The 16,112-nt window shown below is 72.7% G+C and carries 16 protein-coding genes; 5 read left to right on the forward strand and 11 right to left on the reverse strand.

Annotated features, from left to right (window positions below; all coding sequences use genetic code 11):
- Window positions 1–82 precede the first annotated feature (82 nt).
- Window positions 83–412, reverse strand: coding sequence for a DUF5713 family protein (locus AQJ46_RS41315; RefSeq protein ID WP_059210546.1), 330 nt, complete (start codon window positions 410–412; stop codon window positions 83–85).
- A gap of 47 nt (window positions 413–459) precedes the next feature.
- On the opposite strand from AQJ46_RS41315, the gene AQJ46_RS41320 reads away from it, so the two are divergent.
- Entirely contained in the window at window positions 460–1,257 is a 798-nt protein-coding gene (locus tag AQJ46_RS41320) for an N-formylglutamate amidohydrolase (RefSeq protein ID WP_059210474.1), read from the forward strand.
- Here AQJ46_RS41320 and AQJ46_RS41325 read toward each other — a convergent pair.
- The 3 genes from AQJ46_RS41325 to AQJ46_RS41335 are packed head-to-tail and all read right to left on the reverse strand — an operon-like array spanning window position 1,247 to window position 3,809.
- Window positions 1,247–1,741 carry a hypothetical protein gene (locus AQJ46_RS41325; protein WP_059210475.1) on the reverse strand — a complete coding sequence of 165 codons (495 nt, stop codon included), beginning with the start codon at window positions 1,739–1,741 and terminating at the stop codon, window positions 1,247–1,249. The two genes, AQJ46_RS41320 and AQJ46_RS41325, sit on opposite strands and share 11 nt — an antisense overlap.
- A gap of 5 nt (window positions 1,742–1,746) precedes the next feature.
- On the reverse strand, window positions 1,747–2,322 hold the full coding sequence (locus tag AQJ46_RS41330) for an RNA polymerase sigma factor (protein ID WP_057617915.1): 576 nt from the start codon (window positions 2,320–2,322) through the stop codon (window positions 1,747–1,749).
- A 59-nt stretch (window positions 2,323–2,381) separates the two neighbouring features.
- Window positions 2,382–3,809 carry a S8/S53 family peptidase gene (locus tag AQJ46_RS41335; protein ID WP_059210476.1) on the reverse strand — a complete coding sequence of 476 codons (1,428 nt, stop codon included), beginning with the start codon at window positions 3,807–3,809 and terminating at the stop codon, window positions 2,382–2,384.
- A gap of 148 nt (window positions 3,810–3,957) precedes the next feature.
- Here AQJ46_RS41335 and AQJ46_RS41340 point away from each other — a divergent pair, with 148 nt between their 5' ends.
- Window positions 3,958–6,525, forward strand: coding sequence for a CHAT domain-containing protein (locus AQJ46_RS41340; protein WP_059210547.1), 2,568 nt, complete (start codon window positions 3,958–3,960; stop codon window positions 6,523–6,525).
- An 84-nt stretch (window positions 6,526–6,609) separates the two neighbouring features.
- Here AQJ46_RS41340 and AQJ46_RS41345 read toward each other — a convergent pair whose 3' ends face one another.
- Window positions 6,610–8,721 carry a LuxR C-terminal-related transcriptional regulator gene (locus tag AQJ46_RS41345; RefSeq protein WP_225887528.1) on the reverse strand — a complete coding sequence of 704 codons (2,112 nt, stop codon included), beginning with the start codon at window positions 8,719–8,721 and terminating at the stop codon, window positions 6,610–6,612.
- A gap of 98 nt (window positions 8,722–8,819) precedes the next feature.
- Here AQJ46_RS41345 and absR1 point away from each other — a divergent pair, with 98 nt between their 5' ends.
- Together absR1 and AQJ46_RS41355 are read left to right on the forward strand one after the other, a co-directional pair.
- Window positions 8,820–9,905, forward strand: coding sequence for a beta-glucuronidase AbsR1 (gene absR1 / locus AQJ46_RS41350; RefSeq protein ID WP_059210478.1), 1,086 nt, complete (start codon window positions 8,820–8,822; stop codon window positions 9,903–9,905).
- Between the two features lie 148 nt (window positions 9,906–10,053).
- Window positions 10,054–10,566: an AAA family ATPase gene (locus AQJ46_RS41355; RefSeq protein ID WP_059210479.1), complete on the forward strand. Its 513-nt coding sequence runs from the start codon at window positions 10,054–10,056 to the stop codon at window positions 10,564–10,566.
- On the opposite strand, the gene AQJ46_RS41360 is transcribed toward AQJ46_RS41355, so the two are convergent.
- Together AQJ46_RS41360 and AQJ46_RS41365 are read right to left on the reverse strand one after the other, a co-directional pair.
- Window positions 10,547–10,990, reverse strand: a complete 444-nt coding sequence (locus AQJ46_RS41360; protein ID WP_107117423.1) for a GNAT family N-acetyltransferase — start codon at window positions 10,988–10,990, stop codon at window positions 10,547–10,549. The genes AQJ46_RS41355 and AQJ46_RS41360 overlap by 20 nt on opposite strands.
- An 8-nt stretch (window positions 10,991–10,998) precedes the next feature.
- Window positions 10,999–11,976: a helix-turn-helix transcriptional regulator gene (locus AQJ46_RS41365; RefSeq protein ID WP_059210481.1), complete on the reverse strand. Its 978-nt coding sequence runs from the start codon at window positions 11,974–11,976 to the stop codon at window positions 10,999–11,001.
- A gap of 111 nt (window positions 11,977–12,087) precedes the next feature.
- On the opposite strand from AQJ46_RS41365, the gene AQJ46_RS41370 reads away from it, so the two are divergent.
- A complete protein-coding gene (locus AQJ46_RS41370) occupies window positions 12,088–12,456 on the forward strand; it encodes a hypothetical protein (RefSeq protein ID WP_059210482.1) in 369 nt (122 codons plus the stop codon).
- A gap of 7 nt (window positions 12,457–12,463) precedes the next feature.
- Here AQJ46_RS41370 and AQJ46_RS41375 read toward each other — a convergent pair whose 3' ends face one another.
- The 4 genes from AQJ46_RS41375 to AQJ46_RS41385 form a co-directional block, all read right to left on the reverse strand.
- Window positions 12,464–13,840, reverse strand: coding sequence for an NtaA/DmoA family FMN-dependent monooxygenase (locus tag AQJ46_RS41375; protein ID WP_059210483.1), 1,377 nt, complete (start codon window positions 13,838–13,840; stop codon window positions 12,464–12,466).
- Window positions 13,841–13,867: 27 nt separating this feature from the next.
- Window positions 13,868–15,073, reverse strand: a complete 1,206-nt coding sequence (locus tag AQJ46_RS41380; RefSeq protein ID WP_059210484.1) for an LLM class flavin-dependent oxidoreductase — start codon at window positions 15,071–15,073, stop codon at window positions 13,868–13,870.
- 81 nt (window positions 15,074–15,154) lie between these two features.
- Complete coding sequence (locus AQJ46_RS58855; RefSeq protein ID WP_318656384.1) at window positions 15,155–15,301, reverse strand: putative leader peptide; 147 nt, start codon at window positions 15,299–15,301, stop codon at window positions 15,155–15,157.
- On the reverse strand, window positions 15,298–16,086 hold the full coding sequence (locus AQJ46_RS41385; RefSeq protein WP_059210485.1) for a GNAT family N-acetyltransferase: 789 nt from the start codon (window positions 16,084–16,086) through the stop codon (window positions 15,298–15,300). The genes AQJ46_RS58855 and AQJ46_RS41385 overlap by 4 nt, the downstream gene beginning before the upstream one ends.
- Window positions 16,087–16,112: the final 26 nt, after the last annotated feature.

Consider the following 16,112-nt stretch of genomic DNA (forward strand, 5'->3'; position numbering starts at 1 on the left):
CCCCGACCGGCAGCTGCCCGGCCGGGGCGGGGCCGTCTCCGCCGTGGGGAGGCCGCGGGTCTGCGGCGAGGATCTCTCGCGCTCACCAGTCCCGGGTCGCGATGAGCTCCTCGACGTCGGCGCCCGCGAAGCCGTAGGCGTCGGCCACGAACCAGAAGTTCTCGGCTATCTCCTCGCGGGCCACGGTCTCGATGTCGAAGTCGTCGTCCTGCAGGTCGTTGAACTCATCGGTGGCCGCTTGGGTCAGCACGTACAGAGCGGCCAGGTCGGCGGGCCGGTCCGCCTCGATCCGCTCGCACAGCCGCAGCAGGATCTCCTTGCCCCGGTCCACCGCGCGGTCGGGGTAGTAGCCGTCCCGGTAGAGAGCCTTGAGGAACGGGTGGGCGGTCACCCGCTGGTTGCTGATGTTCATGCTGAGATGGTGCACCACGCCACTGACAACGCCCCCGGAGCAGCCGTATGCCGTCGTTCGACCTGTTGCCCGGTGCCGAGCGGTCGCCGGTGATCCTCCATGTGCCGCACTCGGGGCGGGAGATACCGGCCGAGGTGCGGGCCGGGATCGTGCTGGACGACGTCGCGCTGGAGCGGGAGCTCGATCACATCGTCGACGCGCACACGGCTCGGCTCGCCGAGGAGGCGGCTCATCAGGCCCGCCTGATGCCGTGGCGGTTCGTGAACCGGCTCTCGCGGCTGGTCGTCGATCCCGAACGGTTTCCGGACGAGCGGGAGGAGATGCTCGCCGTGGGGATGGGGGCCGTGTACACGCGGACCACGCACGGGCAGGACCTGCGGCCCGCGGACACCGACCCCGAGCCTCTCCTGGCGCGCTACTTCCGGCCGTACGCCCGGGCGATGACCGACGCCGTGGCCCAGCGGCTGGCCGTCACCGGGCGGGCCGTCGTCATCGACGTGCACTCCTATCCCAGCGCGCCGCTCCCCTACGAGCTGCACGGCGAGGGGCCACGGCCGCCGGTCTGCCTCGGTACCGATTCCTTCCACACGCCGCCCGAGCTGCTCACCGCGGCCCGGGAGACGTTCGGGGACGTCGGGCTGGACAGTCCGTTCGGTGGGACGTACGTGCCGCTGGAGTTCTACGGCCGCGAGCCCCGGGTGAGCGCCCTGATGGTGGAGATTCGGCGGGACACGTACATGACGGAACCGGGCGGGCCCGCCGGGCCGGGGCTGCTCCGGCTCGCGCAGGCACTCGCGACTCTCGTGGACGCGCTGGAGTCTCCCGACGCGCGGTTCAGACGGTGAGCCAGTCGGTGACGATCACTCCTTCGCCGGTCCGCAGCCGCAGGGCGAAGGGACCGGCGGGCGACGCCTCGTGGATGAAGCGCCCCATGTCGTCGGTGGTGAGCGGCGCGCCGGCCTGGGGACCGCTGAGCACTTCGATCCGGGCCGACTGGGGCGGCAGCACCTGCCCCATGAGGCCCTGCGGGGTGAGTTCGACGTCGACCGTCACCTCGCCCGCATGGAAGGTCAGCATCCGCGGCGCCTCCGTCGCTCCCCTCACCGGAAGCGCGTCCACCACGGAGTCGAAGGCGAGTTCGGCGATCCGGCTGTCCAGGTCGTGCAGCGCGAACGCCTCGACGGCGATCTGCCGCAGGGCGGGCGGTACGGGGTCCAGGATGGCCGTCGCCTGCCGGAGCTCCTCCTCCAGCAGTTCGAGGGCGAACTCCTCGTCCGGCGACGCCTCTTCGTCGAAGTCCGCGTCCTGATCGTTCTGATCGTCGTTCATGTCGCTCATACCGCCCCCCGGGCTTCGAGCCGCGCCCGCAGCCGCCGCAGGCAGCGCTGGCGCAGTGGTCCGATGCTGCCCACCGCGATCCCCAGGGCGGCGGACACCTCCTGGTAGCCCGGCTTCGGCGAGGCCATCAGGATGCGCAGCAACTGCCGGCAGCGCTCACCGAGTTCCTCGAACTCCTGCCACAGGTACCGGACGCGCTCGCTCTGGGCGGCGGCCTCCTCGGAGTCGATGAACGACTGCTCGGGCGTACGGTCCTCGCTGATCCGGTCCAGGAGCTGGGGATCGTCCGTGACGGTCAGCCGCCTTAAGCTCTTGAGCACCTTCAGGCACTCGTGGCGCGCGGTGCTCGCCAGCCAGGACTTGGCCTTGTCGGGTTCGCGGATCCGCCCGAGGTGCTGGGCGAAGCGGAACCACACGGTCTGGTACACCTCGTGCGCGTCCGCGTCGGAGAGCCGGTGCGCGCGCACGACGGACCACACCAGTGGGCTCAGCCCTTCCACGAGCGCCTTCCAGGCCGCCGCGTCACCGTCGACGGCGGACTGGACCAGCGCACCGACATCTGCTCGGTCCACGGTCCCACCCCTCGTGTACGGCAAGTCATCGTACGCCGTGGAAGGGACCACTCCGGCCGTCATGCGCCCACAGGGCGCTGCACGACCGGCACCGGGCGCCAGCCGGCCGGCCTCAGCGCCGGTACGTGCGCCCCGCGCACTTCGGCGAACTGTGTGTTCGTGGCGAGCAGCTGCTGCCGGGCGGCGCGCGGGTCCTTCTCCTTGTTCGCGGTCATGTGGGCGGCGACCAGGCCTGCCACGACCGGGGTCGCGAAGGACGTGCCGCTCCAGTGCGCGTACCCCTCGAACATCACCTGGTCCGGCTTGGCCGGGGTGCCGTCCTCGCTCAACACGCCGATGTGGGAAGGGGACTGGCAGGTGCACACGTAGGTGAAGCCGAACCTGCAGGCCTCGTACGTGGAGTGCTGGTAGAGGTACGGCACGGGCGCGTCGAAGCCGGTGAGGGCGCTGGTGAGCCGCTCGCCCGGGGCGTACACCTTCACCCAGGGGCCGTGGTTGCTGAAGCAGGCGCCGAACTCGCCGTCGCCGCGCAGCGCGCCGACCGACAGGACGACGTCCTGGTACTCGGGCAGGTCGGCGTAGGCGGCGGGCCAGAAGGGGCTGGCGCTGGCGTTGTTGCCGGCCGCGGCGACCAACAGGGTGCCGTGGGCGCGCAGTTCCTGCATGAAGGCGTCCATGCCGAGCAGTCCGTCGCTGCGGCCGTTGGAGGTGCCCGCGGAGAGGCTGATGAGGTCGGGCCAGCCGTCGGCGACGGCCTCGAAGAGTTTCTCGCCGAGCTCGGACTCCAGGATGGCGCCCGCGTCGTTGAGGGTGTTGCGGACGGTGATGTCGGTATTGGGCGCTACGGCGGCGAGAACACCGGCGATGAACGTGCCGTGGCCGACGTACTGGAGGAGGTTGCCGGCCCCGTCGGTCTCGGTGCCGTGCAGGTCGCCGTCGACATGGGCCAGCAGCGGGACGAGGCCGTGGTCGTGGGTGAGTCCGTTGTCGACGACGAGGACGCCCACGGCGGTGTCGGGGTCGTGACCGGCTTCCGCGGGGGCCGGGTTGGTGCCCTGGCTGAGTGCGGCGGGCACGGGCTCGTCGCCGGGGCAGGAGTTGACCGCGATCGACACCACGTGGTTGCGGCTGATCAGCCGGTGCCCGGCGCGTCCCTCGCGTTCGCTCATGGCGCGCAGCGCGTGCGTGACGGCACGGTCGCCGCGCCGGTCGCCGTGGCCCGGGTCGCCGACCTTGATCCGGGTGATGCCCGAGCGGTTGGTCTCGGGGCTGTCCCGGCGCACGTAATCGCCGGTCAGACCGGTCGCCTCGGTGAAGTGGGTGCGGACGGTCTCCTCGACGAGCGCCGCGTCGCGTCCGTCGCGGGCGAGCACGACACCCTTCTCGTAGATGAACTCCGAGGCGTCGTCGGGTCCCAGTGCCAGCGGGACGTCGGGCATGGAGCGCTGGATCTGGTCGAACTGCTCGTGGAATCGCTGAGGTGCCATGGCGTTTCCTCCCACTGGGGCGGCGGTCGTCAGTCAGAGCCGCGGGGCCGGTGATTGATACAGCGCCAAACCGGTGTGGCCTGCCACCTGGGCCACTACCATCCATGGAGTGACAGCGGGAAGCGACTCGGTTCTCGAATTGCTGCCGATGGTGTTCGCCGCGCCCCACCAGGCGCTGGCGAGGGCAGAGGAAGTACTCGGCTCGGATCCCTCACCGCTGCACGCCTCCGTCGCCCATCAGGTGATCGGCATCTGGCAGCGGGACTGGGGCGACATGCGGATCGCCCTGGACCATCTGCGCCGGGCCCGCGATCTCGCGGCGCGCGCGGAGTCGGCCGACCGGGAGGCGGACGTGTTGGCCGCGCTCGGTGTGGCGCTGGTCCACGCGGGGCGGACCCGGCAGGGTCTGGCGGCCCTGGAGCGGGGGGTCGAGGTCGGCAGCGGGCACACCCGCGCGCGTGTCCTGTTCCGGCGTGCCTACGCGTCCTGGGTCCTCGGGCATCACCGGGCGGCGCTGGAGGACGTACGGCGGGCGGTTCCGGTGCTGCGGCAGGCCGACGACGTGATCTGGACGGCGCGGGCACTGACCCTGCGGGCCACCGTGCATCTGGCGCTCGGGGCGGTGGAGCGGGCGGACGCCGACTTCACGGCGGCGGAGGCGCTGTGGGACACCACGGGCCAGGAGCACGACAAGGCCGACGTGGTGGAGAGCCGGGGGCTGGCCGCGTACCGGTCGGGGAACATACCCGCCGCGCTGCGGCTGCTCGACGACGCCCAGGAGCGGTACGCCAAGCTCGGCACGCCGATGTTCATGCTCAACATCAGGCGCTGCGAGGTCCTGATGGCGGCGGGGCTCGCCCCGGAGGCGCTCGCGGAGGCGGACGCGGCGATCGGGGTGCTGGACGGGATCGGCGGGCAGTCCACCCGCAAGGCGGAGCTGCTGCTCGCCGCGGCGCGGGCGGCCCGGCTCGCGGGGGACGCCCACACCGCGATCGCGCGCGCCGACCTGGCCGTACGGCTGTTCGCGGGACAGCGGCGCACCTGGTGGGAGACGCATGCGCGGCTGGTGTTGATCGAGGCGCGGGTCGCCGCCGGGCGCGGCTCGGGACGGCTGGTCGCGGACGCGGCGGCGGTCGCCGACCGGCTGGCCTCCTTCGGCGCCCCCGCCGCCCCGGAGGCCTCGCTGCTCGCGGGCCGGATCGCGCTCGGCCTGGGGTGGCGGGAGGACGCTCAGCGGCATCTGGAGGTGGCGGCGCGCAGCCGGCACAGCGGGCCGCCGCTGGCGCGGATGACGGGGTGGGCGGCGCAGGCGCTGTGGGCGCGGGCCGTGGGCTCCGACCGGCGGGTGCTCGAGGCCTGTCGCCGGGGTCTGGACGTGCTCGACGACCACCGTACGACGCTCGGCGCCTCGGAACTCCGGGCGCGGGCCACCGCTCAGGGCGCCGAGCTGGCCGGGCTCGCCGCGCGGGCCTCGCTCACCTCGGGCGGGCCGCGGCGGCTGCTGGTGTGGAGTGAGCGCTGGCGGGCCACGGTGTTGTCCGCGCCGCCGACCCGCCCGCCGGCCGATCCGGAACTGCTCAGTGGCCTGACCGCGTTCCGGGAGATCGCGGCCCGGGCGGAGGCGGCCCGGATGGAGGGCCGGCCGGTGCCGACGCTGGAGCGTGAACAGCGGCGCCTGGAGCGGGAGGTCCGCTCCCGGACCCTCCATATGCGGGGAGACGCGCCCGGTGACGGCTACCGGTTCGATCCCCGGCGGCTGCTGGAACGGCTCGGTGACGACGTACGGCTGGTCGAACTGGCCGTGCTGGACGGGCGGGTTCAGGTGCTGCTGTGCGCGCAGGGGCGGGTGCGGCGGTTCGAGGGCGGGTTGCTGGCCGACGCGGAGCGCGAGGCGGAACACGTCCAGGCGGGGCTCAGGCGACTTGCCCATCCGGGGGCGGAGGCGCGGCTTCCGGTGGTGGAGGCGGCGGGACGGCGGCTGGAGGAGCTGCTGCTCGGGCCGGCCGCGGCGCGGCTCGGCTCCGGACCGGTCGTGGTGGTGCCGCCGGGGCGGCTGCACCGGGTGCCGTGGGCGCTGCTGCCCTCCCTGCGGGAACGGGTGTTCAGTGTGTCGCCGTCGGCGAGCAGCTGGCTGCGGGCGAGGGAGACCGTGCCGCCCCCGGGCGGGCGTCAGGTGCTCGTTCGCGGGCCGGGCCTCGCGACCGGGGGCGCGGAGGTGCCCGAACTGGCCGGACGCCACGGCGCCGCGACCGTCCTGGAGTACGACGAGGCGCGCGTGCCGCGGGTGTTGAAGGAACTGGACGGGGCGGCTTTGGCGCACATCGCCGCGCACGGCACGTTCCGTGCGGACAGCCCGTTGTTCTCGGCGTTGCGGATGGCCGACGGACCGCTCATCGTCCACGACTTCGAGCGCCTGGACCGCAGCCCGTACCGGATCATCCTGTCCTGCTGCGACACCGCCCGGTTCGCCTCGGTGGGCGCGGACGAGCTGCTCGGCCTGGTCACCGCGCTGCTGCCGCTGGGCACGGCGGGAGTGGTGGCGTGCAGCGCGCCGGTCAACGACGAGGCGGTGGTGCCGTTGATGCTCACGCTGCACAAGGGGCTCGGTGCGGGGGCGTCGATGGCGGAGGCGTTGCGCGACGCGCGGGCCTCGCTGCCGGGGGACGCGGTGCACCAGGCGACGGGGTGGGCGTTCTCGGCGTTCGGGGCGGCGTGATACCCCAGGGGTGCGTGATGTGTGGGGCGGCCTGACCCCTCCCCCGAATACTGGGGGTCAGACCGCCCCGGTCCGGTGTACGGCTCAGGCCGGCTGTGCCTCCGGCAGCTCGACCAGGCACGGCAGCGCGTCGCGGTCGCTCGCACCGAGGCGGACGTACGCGCTGTAGAGGTGGTTGCCGACCGTACGGATCGACAGGGTGAGCTTCTCCGCGATCTGGCGGTTGCTCAGCCCGGCGGCCGCGAGGGTGACGATCTGCCGCTGGCGGGCGGTGAGTTCGCCGAGGACGAGGCCGGACAGGGCCGGGGTGCGGGCGCCCTGGCAGCGCCGGGCCAGGGCGACGGCCCGGGTGCGTGAGGTGCGGGCGGCACCCGGGTCGCGGTGCGACCGTGCGGCCTGGGCGTACGCCTCGGCGGCGAAGAGCAGGAAACCGCGCTCCTCCAGCGCCTGCGCCGCCCGGTCGAGTGCGGGACCGTCGTCCTGGGCGAGCGCCTCGGCGTGTGCGGCGAAGACACCGGTCAGCCGGCCGACGGCCCGCTCGGGCGCGCCGAGCCGGACGGCGTCGTACGGATCCTCGCCGACCGTGCCGAGCGCCGCGTCGAGATCGCCGCGGGCGGCGGCCCACCAGGTGGTGACCGCCGAACCGGCCGCGGCCTCCCGCGAGTCGGCTGCGCCGCTTGTGCCGCTTGAGCCGGTTGGGGTCGCGGTGGGTCGGGGGGTGCGGGATTCGACGAGGGCCGCGGGAGGCTGGAAGGTGGCGGCATCGGTGACGGCCGCGGAAGGCTGGAGGGAGTCGGAGCCGACGACGGCCGCCGAAGACTGGAGGGGGCCGGCGGATCGACTGTCACTGGACCGGCCTCGGGACTCGACGGATTGCGGTGCGGTGGACCCGGTCGGGTTGACGGCGGGCCCGTCGTCGTCGGACCCGGTCGAGGGCTCAGGGGATCGGTCGGCGTCCGGGCCGGCCGGCGGTGCCGCGAGTTCCGGGTGCCCCGACTGTGCCGCGGCCAGGGCGAGTTCGAGACGGCAGGCCGGGTCATCGGCAGCGGCCCGCAGTCCCTCCCTCGCCCAGGCCGCGGCCTCCCGCAGTTCCCCCCGCAGGCGCGCGAAGCGGGCCCGTACCGCGGCGTGCCGGGCCGGGACGCCGGTGCCCTCGTCACGGAGCCACTCCCCCACCGGCGCGGAGACGGCCCGTACGTCCCTCTCGCCGATCGCCCGGGCCAGTGCGGCCGTCTCGGTCTCCAGGGCCGCCGCGCAGTCGGCCGGGGTGCGGGCCAGGCGCAGAGTCTTCAGGCGTCCGGCGGCGGCTCGCAGCACCGGGGCGTGGAGCGGGTGGGCGAGACGGGCGGTGCCGTGCTCGTCGACGTGGACGAGACCGTCGGCCTCCAGGCGTTCCAGGGCGTCCAGGTCGAGCGTTCCGGCGGCCACGGGGAGCGGCTCACCGAAGGCCAGACGGTCCAGGGTCTCGCGCTCGCCGGGGCCCGTGCGGTCGAGGAGGTGCGCGGTGCGCTCGCGCACGGTCGCGGTGACCGGCACCGGGCCGCGCCACACCCACTCGGCCGAGTCCGGGGCCCGGGCGGCCAGCCCCTGTTCGCGCACCGCGTCCACCAACTCGCGCAGCAGGCGCAGATCGCCCCGGCACATGCGGTACAGCCGGTTGACGGTGAGGGCTTCGAGGCCGCCGACGCCGGCCGCGAGCAGCTGCGCGGTCTCCTCGCGGGGCAACGGCTCCAGGGCGAGGCGCGGCAGGAGCTCTCCGGTCCACAGGCGGGAGATCGCGCCCGGCGCGCGGGCCCCGTCCGTGGCGACGACCAGGAGACGGGTGCGGCCGTGCACGGCGAGCTGGTGGACCAGGGCCGCCGAGGCGTCGTCCAGCAGATGGGCGTCGTCGACGAGCAACAGTCGTACGCCTGACAGGCGTTGCACCGCGCGGTGCAGGGACGCGGTCTCCGGAACAAGGTGCGCGAAGGCGGCGAACGGGAGCCCGCGGGTCTCGGGCGTGCCCGCCACCCTGGCGCAGTCGGTGCCGGGCACGGCCTCCGTGACGAGCCGGGTCTTGCCCCGGCCCGCCGGACCGGTGACCACGATGCCGTGCCGTCCCCCGGCGACGGACCTGCGGACCAGCTCGAGTTCGTCCTCCCGCCCGGTGAACGGCCAGGGCAGCTCCAGGGTCTTCGCGTCCCGTTCGAATGTCATCACGGAAGCAAGAGCATCGCTACTCAGTCCTGATACAGGGGGACTTGAGTAGCCCCCGACTCAGGCGCCCCGGGACGCCTCACGGCACGCTGAACCCCATGACCGCACGCTACTGCTCACTCGCGCAGCAGTCGGCTCCGGCGTTCGCACCGGGGCTGGCCGCCGAGCGGCTGAGTGCGCTCATCGGCGGCAGCCGAGTGTGGGTCAACAGCACGGTTTTGCACTACTGCTTCTTCGACGGCGACACCGACGGGTCGGTCATTCCGGTTCCGGGGACGGGGCAGTCCCGTCGGGTGTCGTGGGTCGGCGCCAAGGAGCAGCGGGACGTGGTGCGCGAGTGCTTCCAGGAGTGGCAGGACCTCGGGATCGGCGTCACGATCACCGAGGTCGCCGACCGCTCGGAGGCCGAACTGCGCATCGGGTTCCAGCTCGGCGACGGCTCCTGGTCGACGGTGGGCAGGGACGCGCTCCAGGTCGGTCTGAACGAGCGCACCATGAACTTCGGCTGGGACCTGACCGCGCCCGGGGAGCGCGGGACGGCCCTGCACGAGATCGGGCACGCGCTCGGCATGCTGCACGAGCACCAGAGTCCGTTCGCCGGGATCCACTGGGACGACGAGGCCGTCTACGCCGATCTGGCGGGCCCGCCGAACTTCTGGAGCCGGGACCGGACGTTCTACAACATCCTGCGCAAGCTCGACCCGGACGAGGTGAACGGCACCGTCTGGGACCCGCAGTCGATCATGGAGTACGCCTTCGAGGCGGGGCTGATCCTGGAGCCGGAGCAGTTCCGCGCGGGCCTCGACCCGCCCGGCACCCTGTCGGCCGCCGACAAGGAGTACGTCCTGCGCCGGTACCCGCCGACCGGGCCGACCCGGCCGCCGGCGCTGGTGCCCTTCCGGTCCGCGCCGCTCGGGCTGGGACCGGGCGAGCAGGCCGACTTCACCGTGGAACCGCCGGAGACCCGCGAGTACACCGTGGGCACCTTCGGCGACAGCGACACCGTCGTCGTGGTCTTCGAGGAGCGGGACGGGGAACCCCGCTATCTCACCGGCCGGGACGACGGAGGCACTCCGCACCACGCCATGATCAGGGCCCGTCTCGTGAAGGGCCGCCGCTACTTCGTCCGTGTGCGCCTGTACTCCGCGTGGGGTTCGGGGGAAACCGCGGTCATGTGCTGGTGACAGCACAGACGGGCCGCACGGGCGAGGCTGGACCGCTGTCCGGCGCCGGGGGAATGGCCGGCGCACGTCACCTTCGGGGGAGGGAGACGTGCGCCGGCCACACGGCGTGGGCGTTCACGGTGCAAGGGCCGGGTGACAGGGTGGGGGCATGCTGATCGTCATCGGCGGCCTGCCTGCCACCGGCAAGACCACTCTCGCGCGGCTCCTGGCCTCCCGGACGGGCGCGGTCCATCTGCGGGTCGACACCATCGAGCAGGCGGTCGTCCGCTCCGGACTGGCCCGGCATCCCGTGGGGCCGGTGGGCTATGTCGTGGGGTACGCCCTCGCCGAGGAGCAGCTGCGGCAGGGGCTCACGGTGATCGCGGAGTCCGTCAACCCGCTGGCGATCACGCGCGATGCCTGGTGCGCCGCCGCGACGAGGGCCGGGGTGCCCGTGGTCGAGGTGGAGGTCGTCTGCTCCGATCCGGACGAGTACCGGCGCCGCGTGGACTCGCGCTCGGTGGACATCCCGGACCTGCCGCTGCCCACCTGGCAGCAGATCGCCGATCGGGAGTACGAGCCGTGGCATCGGGACCGCCTCGTGGTCGACACCGCGGGTCAGGAGCCCGGGGATGCGCTGGGCCCGCTGCTCGATGCGATCCTCACCGCAGGTCCCGGGTGAAGACGACGCGGGGGCGGCCGGGGCCGTCGTAGTCCTCCACCACGCGGACGTCGAAGCCGAGGCTGCGGTGGAAGGCGATGGAGCCCTCGTTGGTGACCGAGGTGATCGCTTTGAGGCGGACCGCTCCCTGCCCGCGGGCGGCCTCGGTGAACGCCTCGTAGAGGGTACGGCCGAGGCCCGTGCCGCGGGTGTCGTCGCGGGTGGCGATCATGTGGACGTAGCCGGTGTGGTCGGGGGTGACGAATCCGAAGAGGTAGCCGCGGATGCCGTCCTCTGCCCGGGCGACCAGACAGGTGGTGCCGAACTCCTGCACCAGCGCCGTGAGATGGAGCGCGCGGAGGTCGCGCTCACCCCAGTAGCGGGCGTGGTCCGCCAGGACCTGGTGGAGATCGCTGACATCGGCGAGGTCGATTCGGACGGCCATGGCGTCGATCATGGCACGACGTCGGACGCGTCCCGGTAACGGGCGGCCGTGCGGCGCGCGGTCTCCGCCAACTCCCTGCGGACGTCCGCCGGTTCGAGGACCTCGGCGTCGGGGCCGAAGCCGAGCAGACGGCGGCAGGCGGAGCGCCGGTCGTCGAAGTGCAGGACCAGGCGGTACCGGCCGGGTTCCTCGGGATCGGGGACCGCCCGTGGCGCCGACTCCGTGTCGCCGAGTACCTGCGGAAGTGCGGCGAGTCCTGCGGTCGACAGGCTTACGGTGACCGGGAGTTGGTCGAGGCTCGCCTCGAACTCGGCCGTCCAGCGGGCCCAATGGGCCGGCAGGTCGAAGTCGGCGGGGCGGGCGAAGGTCTCGGGCAGGAGTTCCGCCTCCGTGATTCTCGACGCCCGGTGCGCGCGGATGCCCCGGTCGGACCGCACGACCAGGTACCAGACGCCCGCCTTCACGACCAGGCCCAGCGGGTCCACGTCGGACCGGGCGTCACGCTGCACGTGCCGCAGACGCAGACGCCTGTCCCGGCGTACGGCGTCGACCAGCACGGCGAGGTGCGCGACCGGTTCCGGTGGCTTGAACCAGGCCTGGGTGTCGATGTGGAAGCGGCTCGCCGTCAGGCTCACCTGATCGCGGCCCGCCGCCGGCAGGGCGGACAGCAGTTTCAGGCGCGCCTGGGCCAGCGCGTCGCCCAGCGCGATCCGTTCCAGCGGGCCGCCCCCGGAGGCGACCGCCAGCAGGGCCGTCGCCTCCTCCGCGCTGATACCGAGCAGCGGACTGCGCCAGCCCTCCATGAGACGGCAGCCGCCGCCGGGGCCGCCGCTCGCCACCACCGGTATGCCCGCCGCACTCAGCGCCTCCAGGTCCCGGTAAACGGTACGGACCGAGACCTCCAGCTCCGCCGCGAGGTGACGGGCCGTCATCTGTCCACGGGACTGAAGGCAGAGCAGGAGGGACAGCAGCCGGTCCGCGCGCATCGGGCGATCACCTCATCGACGTAGGACTGACGGCCGTATGGCTGACAAAGGATGTCAGCCATACGGCCGTAGCGTCATCCGCGAAGCCCCCGATCAGCAGGGAGACAGCACATGATCACCGGATACGTCATCGGCGAGAGCCTTCGGCCCGGCGCGGTGTTCGAGCCGCGCGGACTGCGGTTGCGGAAGGTCGGCAGAGTCGAGATCGGCGGGGCGAGCGACGCGCAGCCACCGGTGTGGACGCTCGTCGAGTGGGAGACCGACGGCGACGACGTCGGTGCCCTGGCGGAGGCGCTCGCCGAGGCGTTGGGGCCGGAGCTCGGCTGGTACGCCGATTTCACCGCCGGGGACGAGCGCGTGGTCGTCTTCGCGGGGAAGGTGTTCCGCTATCGGCGCGGCGACGAGGCGGGCCGCGCCGAAGCGGTGGCGTACGGGCGGTCGGTGGGGACGCCGGGGCATCAGCTCGACTGGGAGGAGTGACCTCGCTTCACGACGCGACCCGCTGCTCGTCCTGGACGTCGTCCGGGTGGGCCAGGCCGAGGTGGTGGCGGAGGGTCGGGCCCTCGTACTCGGTGCGGAAGACGCCCTGTTCCTGGAGGAGCGGGACGACCTTGTCGGCGAAGGCGTCGAGGCCGGTCGGGGTGATGTGCGGGACGAGGATGAAGCCGTCGCTCGCGTCGGCCTGCACATACTCGTTGATCGTGCGGGCGATCGTCTCCGGCGAGCCGATGAAGTTCTGCCGGTTGCCGGTGTGGATGACCAGGTCGCGGATGGACCAGTTGTTGGCGGCGGCCAGTTCGCGCCATTCGCGGGCGGTGGCCAGCGGGTCGCGGTACATGCGGACCTGGGCACGCCCCTTGGAGATGTGGTTGTCGCTGACATCCGGGTCGATGTCGGGAAGCGGTCCTTCGGGGTCGTACGACGACAGGTCCCGGTTCCAGACGAACTCCAGGTGCTTCAGCGCGGTGGCTCCGCTGACCTGCTGGCGCCTGACGATCCGCGCCAGTTCCTCGGCCTCGGCGTCGGTGTCCGCGAGGGCGAAGGAGGCGGCGGGCAGGATCAGCAACTGGTCGTGGCGGCGGCCGTACTTGGCAAGGCGGTTCTTGACGTCCGTGTAGAAGGCCTGGCCCTCCTTGAGGGTGGCGTACCGGCTGAAGATCGCGTCGGCACCGGACGCGGCGAACTCCCGGCCCTCCTCGGAGTCGCCGGCCTGGAAGACGACCGGGCGGCCCTGCGGGGAGCGCGGGACGTTGAACCGGCCGTGGATGTCGAAGTGCTGACCGGTGTGCACGAAGGAGCCGGCCTTCGCGTCCCGCAGGAACACCCCTGACTCCTGATCGGCGAGGATCTCGTCGCCGTGCCAGGAGTCGAAGAGCTCCTGGGTGGTGGCGAGGAACTCCTTGGCGCGGGAGTAGCGCTCCTCCTGGGGCAGGAAGCCGCCGCGGCGGAAGTTCTCGCCGGTGAAGGCGTCCCAGGAGGTGACGACGTTCCATGCGGAGCGGCCGCCGGAGAGGTGGTCGAGGCTGGCGAACTGGCGGGCCACCTCGTAGGGCTCGTTGAACGTGGAGTTGATGGTGCCGGTCAGGCCGAGGTGCTCGGTGACGGCGGCCAGCGCGGCGAGGACCGTGAAGGTGTCGGGGCGGCCGACGACGTCCAGGTCGTAGATCTTCCCGCCCTGTTCCCGCAGACGCAGGCCCTCGGCGAGGAACAGGAAGTCGAACTTGGCGCGTTCGGCGGTCTTCGCGAAGTGCGCGAAGGAGCTGAACTCGATGTGGCTGCCGGCCTCGGGGTCGCTCCACACGGTGGTGTTGTTGACGCCCGGGAAATGCGCGGCCAGGTGGATCTGCTTCAGCGGCTTGCTCATGACGTGCGGTCCTTCCGGCTCAAAGGCTCAGGCGGCGGCGTAGCGGTTGGCGGGGCGGCCGAGGCCGAGCAGGCCCCGCAGGGTGTCGGCCTCGTAGGCGGTGCGGAAGGCGCCCCGGCGCTGGAGTTCGGGGACCAGGCCGCGGGTGATCGCCGGGAGGTCGTGGCCGAGGACGGCGGGCCGCAACCGGAAGCCGGTGAGGCCGGCTGCCTGGAACTCACGGAGCAGATCCGCGAGTTGGGAAGGGCTGCCGGTGAAGATGCGGGCGTCGCTCTGGTACGGCTCGCCCGCGAGCGCATCGAGACGGTCCCGGCGGGCGGCGGCCTCGGCGGGGTCGTCGTCGAGGAAGACGACCAAGTCGCCGAAGACATGGAGGAGTTCGTCGCTCCGCCCGGCGGTCTCCTGCTCGGCGCGGATCTCGGCGACGATCGCGCGGGCCTGGTCGGTGTCGTGCGGGGTGACGTAGCCGACGTCGGCCTGGCGGGCGATGAGCCGATAGGGGACGGTCTGGTGACCGAGGGCGGTGACGAGCGGCTGGCCCTGCGGCGGTCGTGGCGTGATGGAGGGGCCCTTGACGCTGAAGTGCTTCCCCTCGAAGTCGATGTAGTGCAGCTTGTCCCGGTCGATGAAACGGCCGGTGGCGGCGTCGCGGATCTCGGCGTCGTCCTCCCAGCTGTCCCAGAGCCGGCGCACGGCCTCCACGTAGTCGGCGGCCTCGTCGAAGAGGTCGGTGACCACGGGGCTGTCGTATCCCTCGATCGGGGGGATCGAACGGCGGCCGAAGTGTGCGGCCTCGTTGGGGCGCGCGGTGATCTGGACACGGAGGCCTGCCCGGCCCGTGCTGACGTAGTCGAGGGTCGCGACGGCCTTGGAGATGTGGAAGGGCTCTGTGTGGGTGGCCACCACGGTGGGGACCAGGCCTATGTGTCGGGTGAGCGGGGCGATGCGCGAGGCGATCAGGACGGCGTCGAGCCGGCCGCGTACCTGGTCGGTGCGCTCGTCGGGGTCGAGGAAATGGGAGGACTGCGGGCCGAGGCCGTCCTCGATGGTGACGAAGTCGAGCAGGCCGCGCTCTGCCTCGGCGACCAGGTCGGCCCAGTATCCGGCGGTGAGCAGGTCGCGGGGCCGGGCCTCTGGCTCGCGCCAGGAGGCGGGGTGCCAGCCGGTGCCGTCCAGAGCGACGGCGAGATGCAGTGAGGAGAGAGCCGAAGAAGAGGAAGATGAGGGGGACACGGGCGGGTGCCTTCCTGGAGGTCCGTACGAGAGGGCCGGCCCGCGGATGCGCGGGGCACGGCGGCTGGGGCGTCTGACGGGTCAGGAACAACAGAGCGCGGTGGACACGCGCTGGAGATCGATGTGGGGCCGGGAGTGGAGGTGGGCGGAGCGGAGGGTGCTGGTCACGCCCGTCACCTCCTCCTTCTGGGCGCGCGACGGCGCCCGGCGGATCTCGTCGTGAGTCACAACACCGGGCCCTGGTGGGATGTTCCTGGACTGCGGACGAGGAGGATGGGCGAGCGGCGGCGCAGGGTGAATCCGATCGACTCGTAGAGCCGGATCGCCTTGGTGTTGTTCGCCGCCGCGTGCAGGAACGGAGTGTCGCCGCGCTCCCGGATGCCGGCGGCGACCGCGCGGACCAGGCGGGTGGCGAGGCCCCGGCCCCGGTACGCGGGGTCGGTGCAGACCGCGCTGATCTCGGTCCAGCCGGGCGGCCGGAGCCGCTCGCCGGCCAGGGCGATCAGGCGCTCGTGGTCGCGGATGCCGAGGTAGGTACCGAGTTCGATGGTCCGCTTGAGGAAGGGTCCCGGCTTGGTGCGGGCGACCAGGTCCAGGATCTCGGGTACGTCGTCGGGGCCCAGCCGTACCGCCTCGGGGGCCGGTTCGGCGCGCAGCGCGGTGTCGACGAGTTGGACGCCCTCCCCCATAGCCTTAAGGGCATGGGAGGTACCCCCACCCCCGCCGACGATCTCCCAGCCTTCGGGGACCGTCTCAACGGGCTTGATCCGTACGGTGGTTCCGGGGCCGACGAGCGTACGCAGGTCGGCCCAGGCGGCCGGGGCGCGGGGATCGGCCAGGGCGGCGAAGGCGTACACGTCGTCCGGGTAGCGGGCGGCGCGGCCGACGCGTTCGGCGAGGTGGGCGTGCGGGCCGTCGAGGGCGGCCCATACGGCGTTGTCGAGGACGGAGGTGTCGTGCGCGTTGGGTCTCAGGGAGGCTCCGCCTGCGCGGATGTCGGTCTGCTGGGCCACGGAGGCGGAGTCCTTTCCTACCGGGT

This window comes from Streptomyces canus (assembly GCF_001514145.1).
GTDB lineage: Bacteria > Actinomycetota > Actinomycetes > Streptomycetales > Streptomycetaceae > Streptomyces > Streptomyces canus.

Coding starts and splice junctions, on each gene's coding strand:
- AQJ46_RS41335 (WP_059210476.1), bottom strand. CDS start 3,809: ATGGCACCTCAGCGATTCCACGAGCAGTTCGACCAGATCCAGCGCTCC.
- AQJ46_RS41325 (WP_059210475.1), bottom strand. CDS start 1,741: ATGAACGACGATCAGAACGATCAGGACGCGGACTTCGACGAAGAGGCG.
- AQJ46_RS41375 (WP_059210483.1), bottom strand. CDS start 13,840: ATGAGCAAGCCGCTGAAGCAGATCCACCTGGCCGCGCATTTCCCGGGC.
- AQJ46_RS41360 (WP_107117423.1), bottom strand. CDS start 10,990: ATGGCCGTCCGAATCGACCTCGCCGATGTCAGCGATCTCCACCAGGTC.
- AQJ46_RS41355 (WP_059210479.1), top strand. CDS start 10,054: ATGCTGATCGTCATCGGCGGCCTGCCTGCCACCGGCAAGACCACTCTC.
- AQJ46_RS41315 (WP_059210546.1), bottom strand. CDS start 412: ATGAACATCAGCAACCAGCGGGTGACCGCCCACCCGTTCCTCAAGGCT.
- AQJ46_RS41340 (WP_059210547.1), top strand. CDS start 3,958: ATGGTGTTCGCCGCGCCCCACCAGGCGCTGGCGAGGGCAGAGGAAGTA.
- absR1 (WP_059210478.1), top strand. CDS start 8,820: ATGACCGCACGCTACTGCTCACTCGCGCAGCAGTCGGCTCCGGCGTTC.
- AQJ46_RS41370 (WP_059210482.1), top strand. CDS start 12,088: ATGATCACCGGATACGTCATCGGCGAGAGCCTTCGGCCCGGCGCGGTG.
- AQJ46_RS41345 (WP_225887528.1), bottom strand. CDS start 8,721: ATGACATTCGAACGGGACGCGAAGACCCTGGAGCTGCCCTGGCCGTTC.
- AQJ46_RS41365 (WP_059210481.1), bottom strand. CDS start 11,976: ATGCGCGCGGACCGGCTGCTGTCCCTCCTGCTCTGCCTTCAGTCCCGT.
- AQJ46_RS41320 (WP_059210474.1), top strand. CDS start 460: ATGCCGTCGTTCGACCTGTTGCCCGGTGCCGAGCGGTCGCCGGTGATC.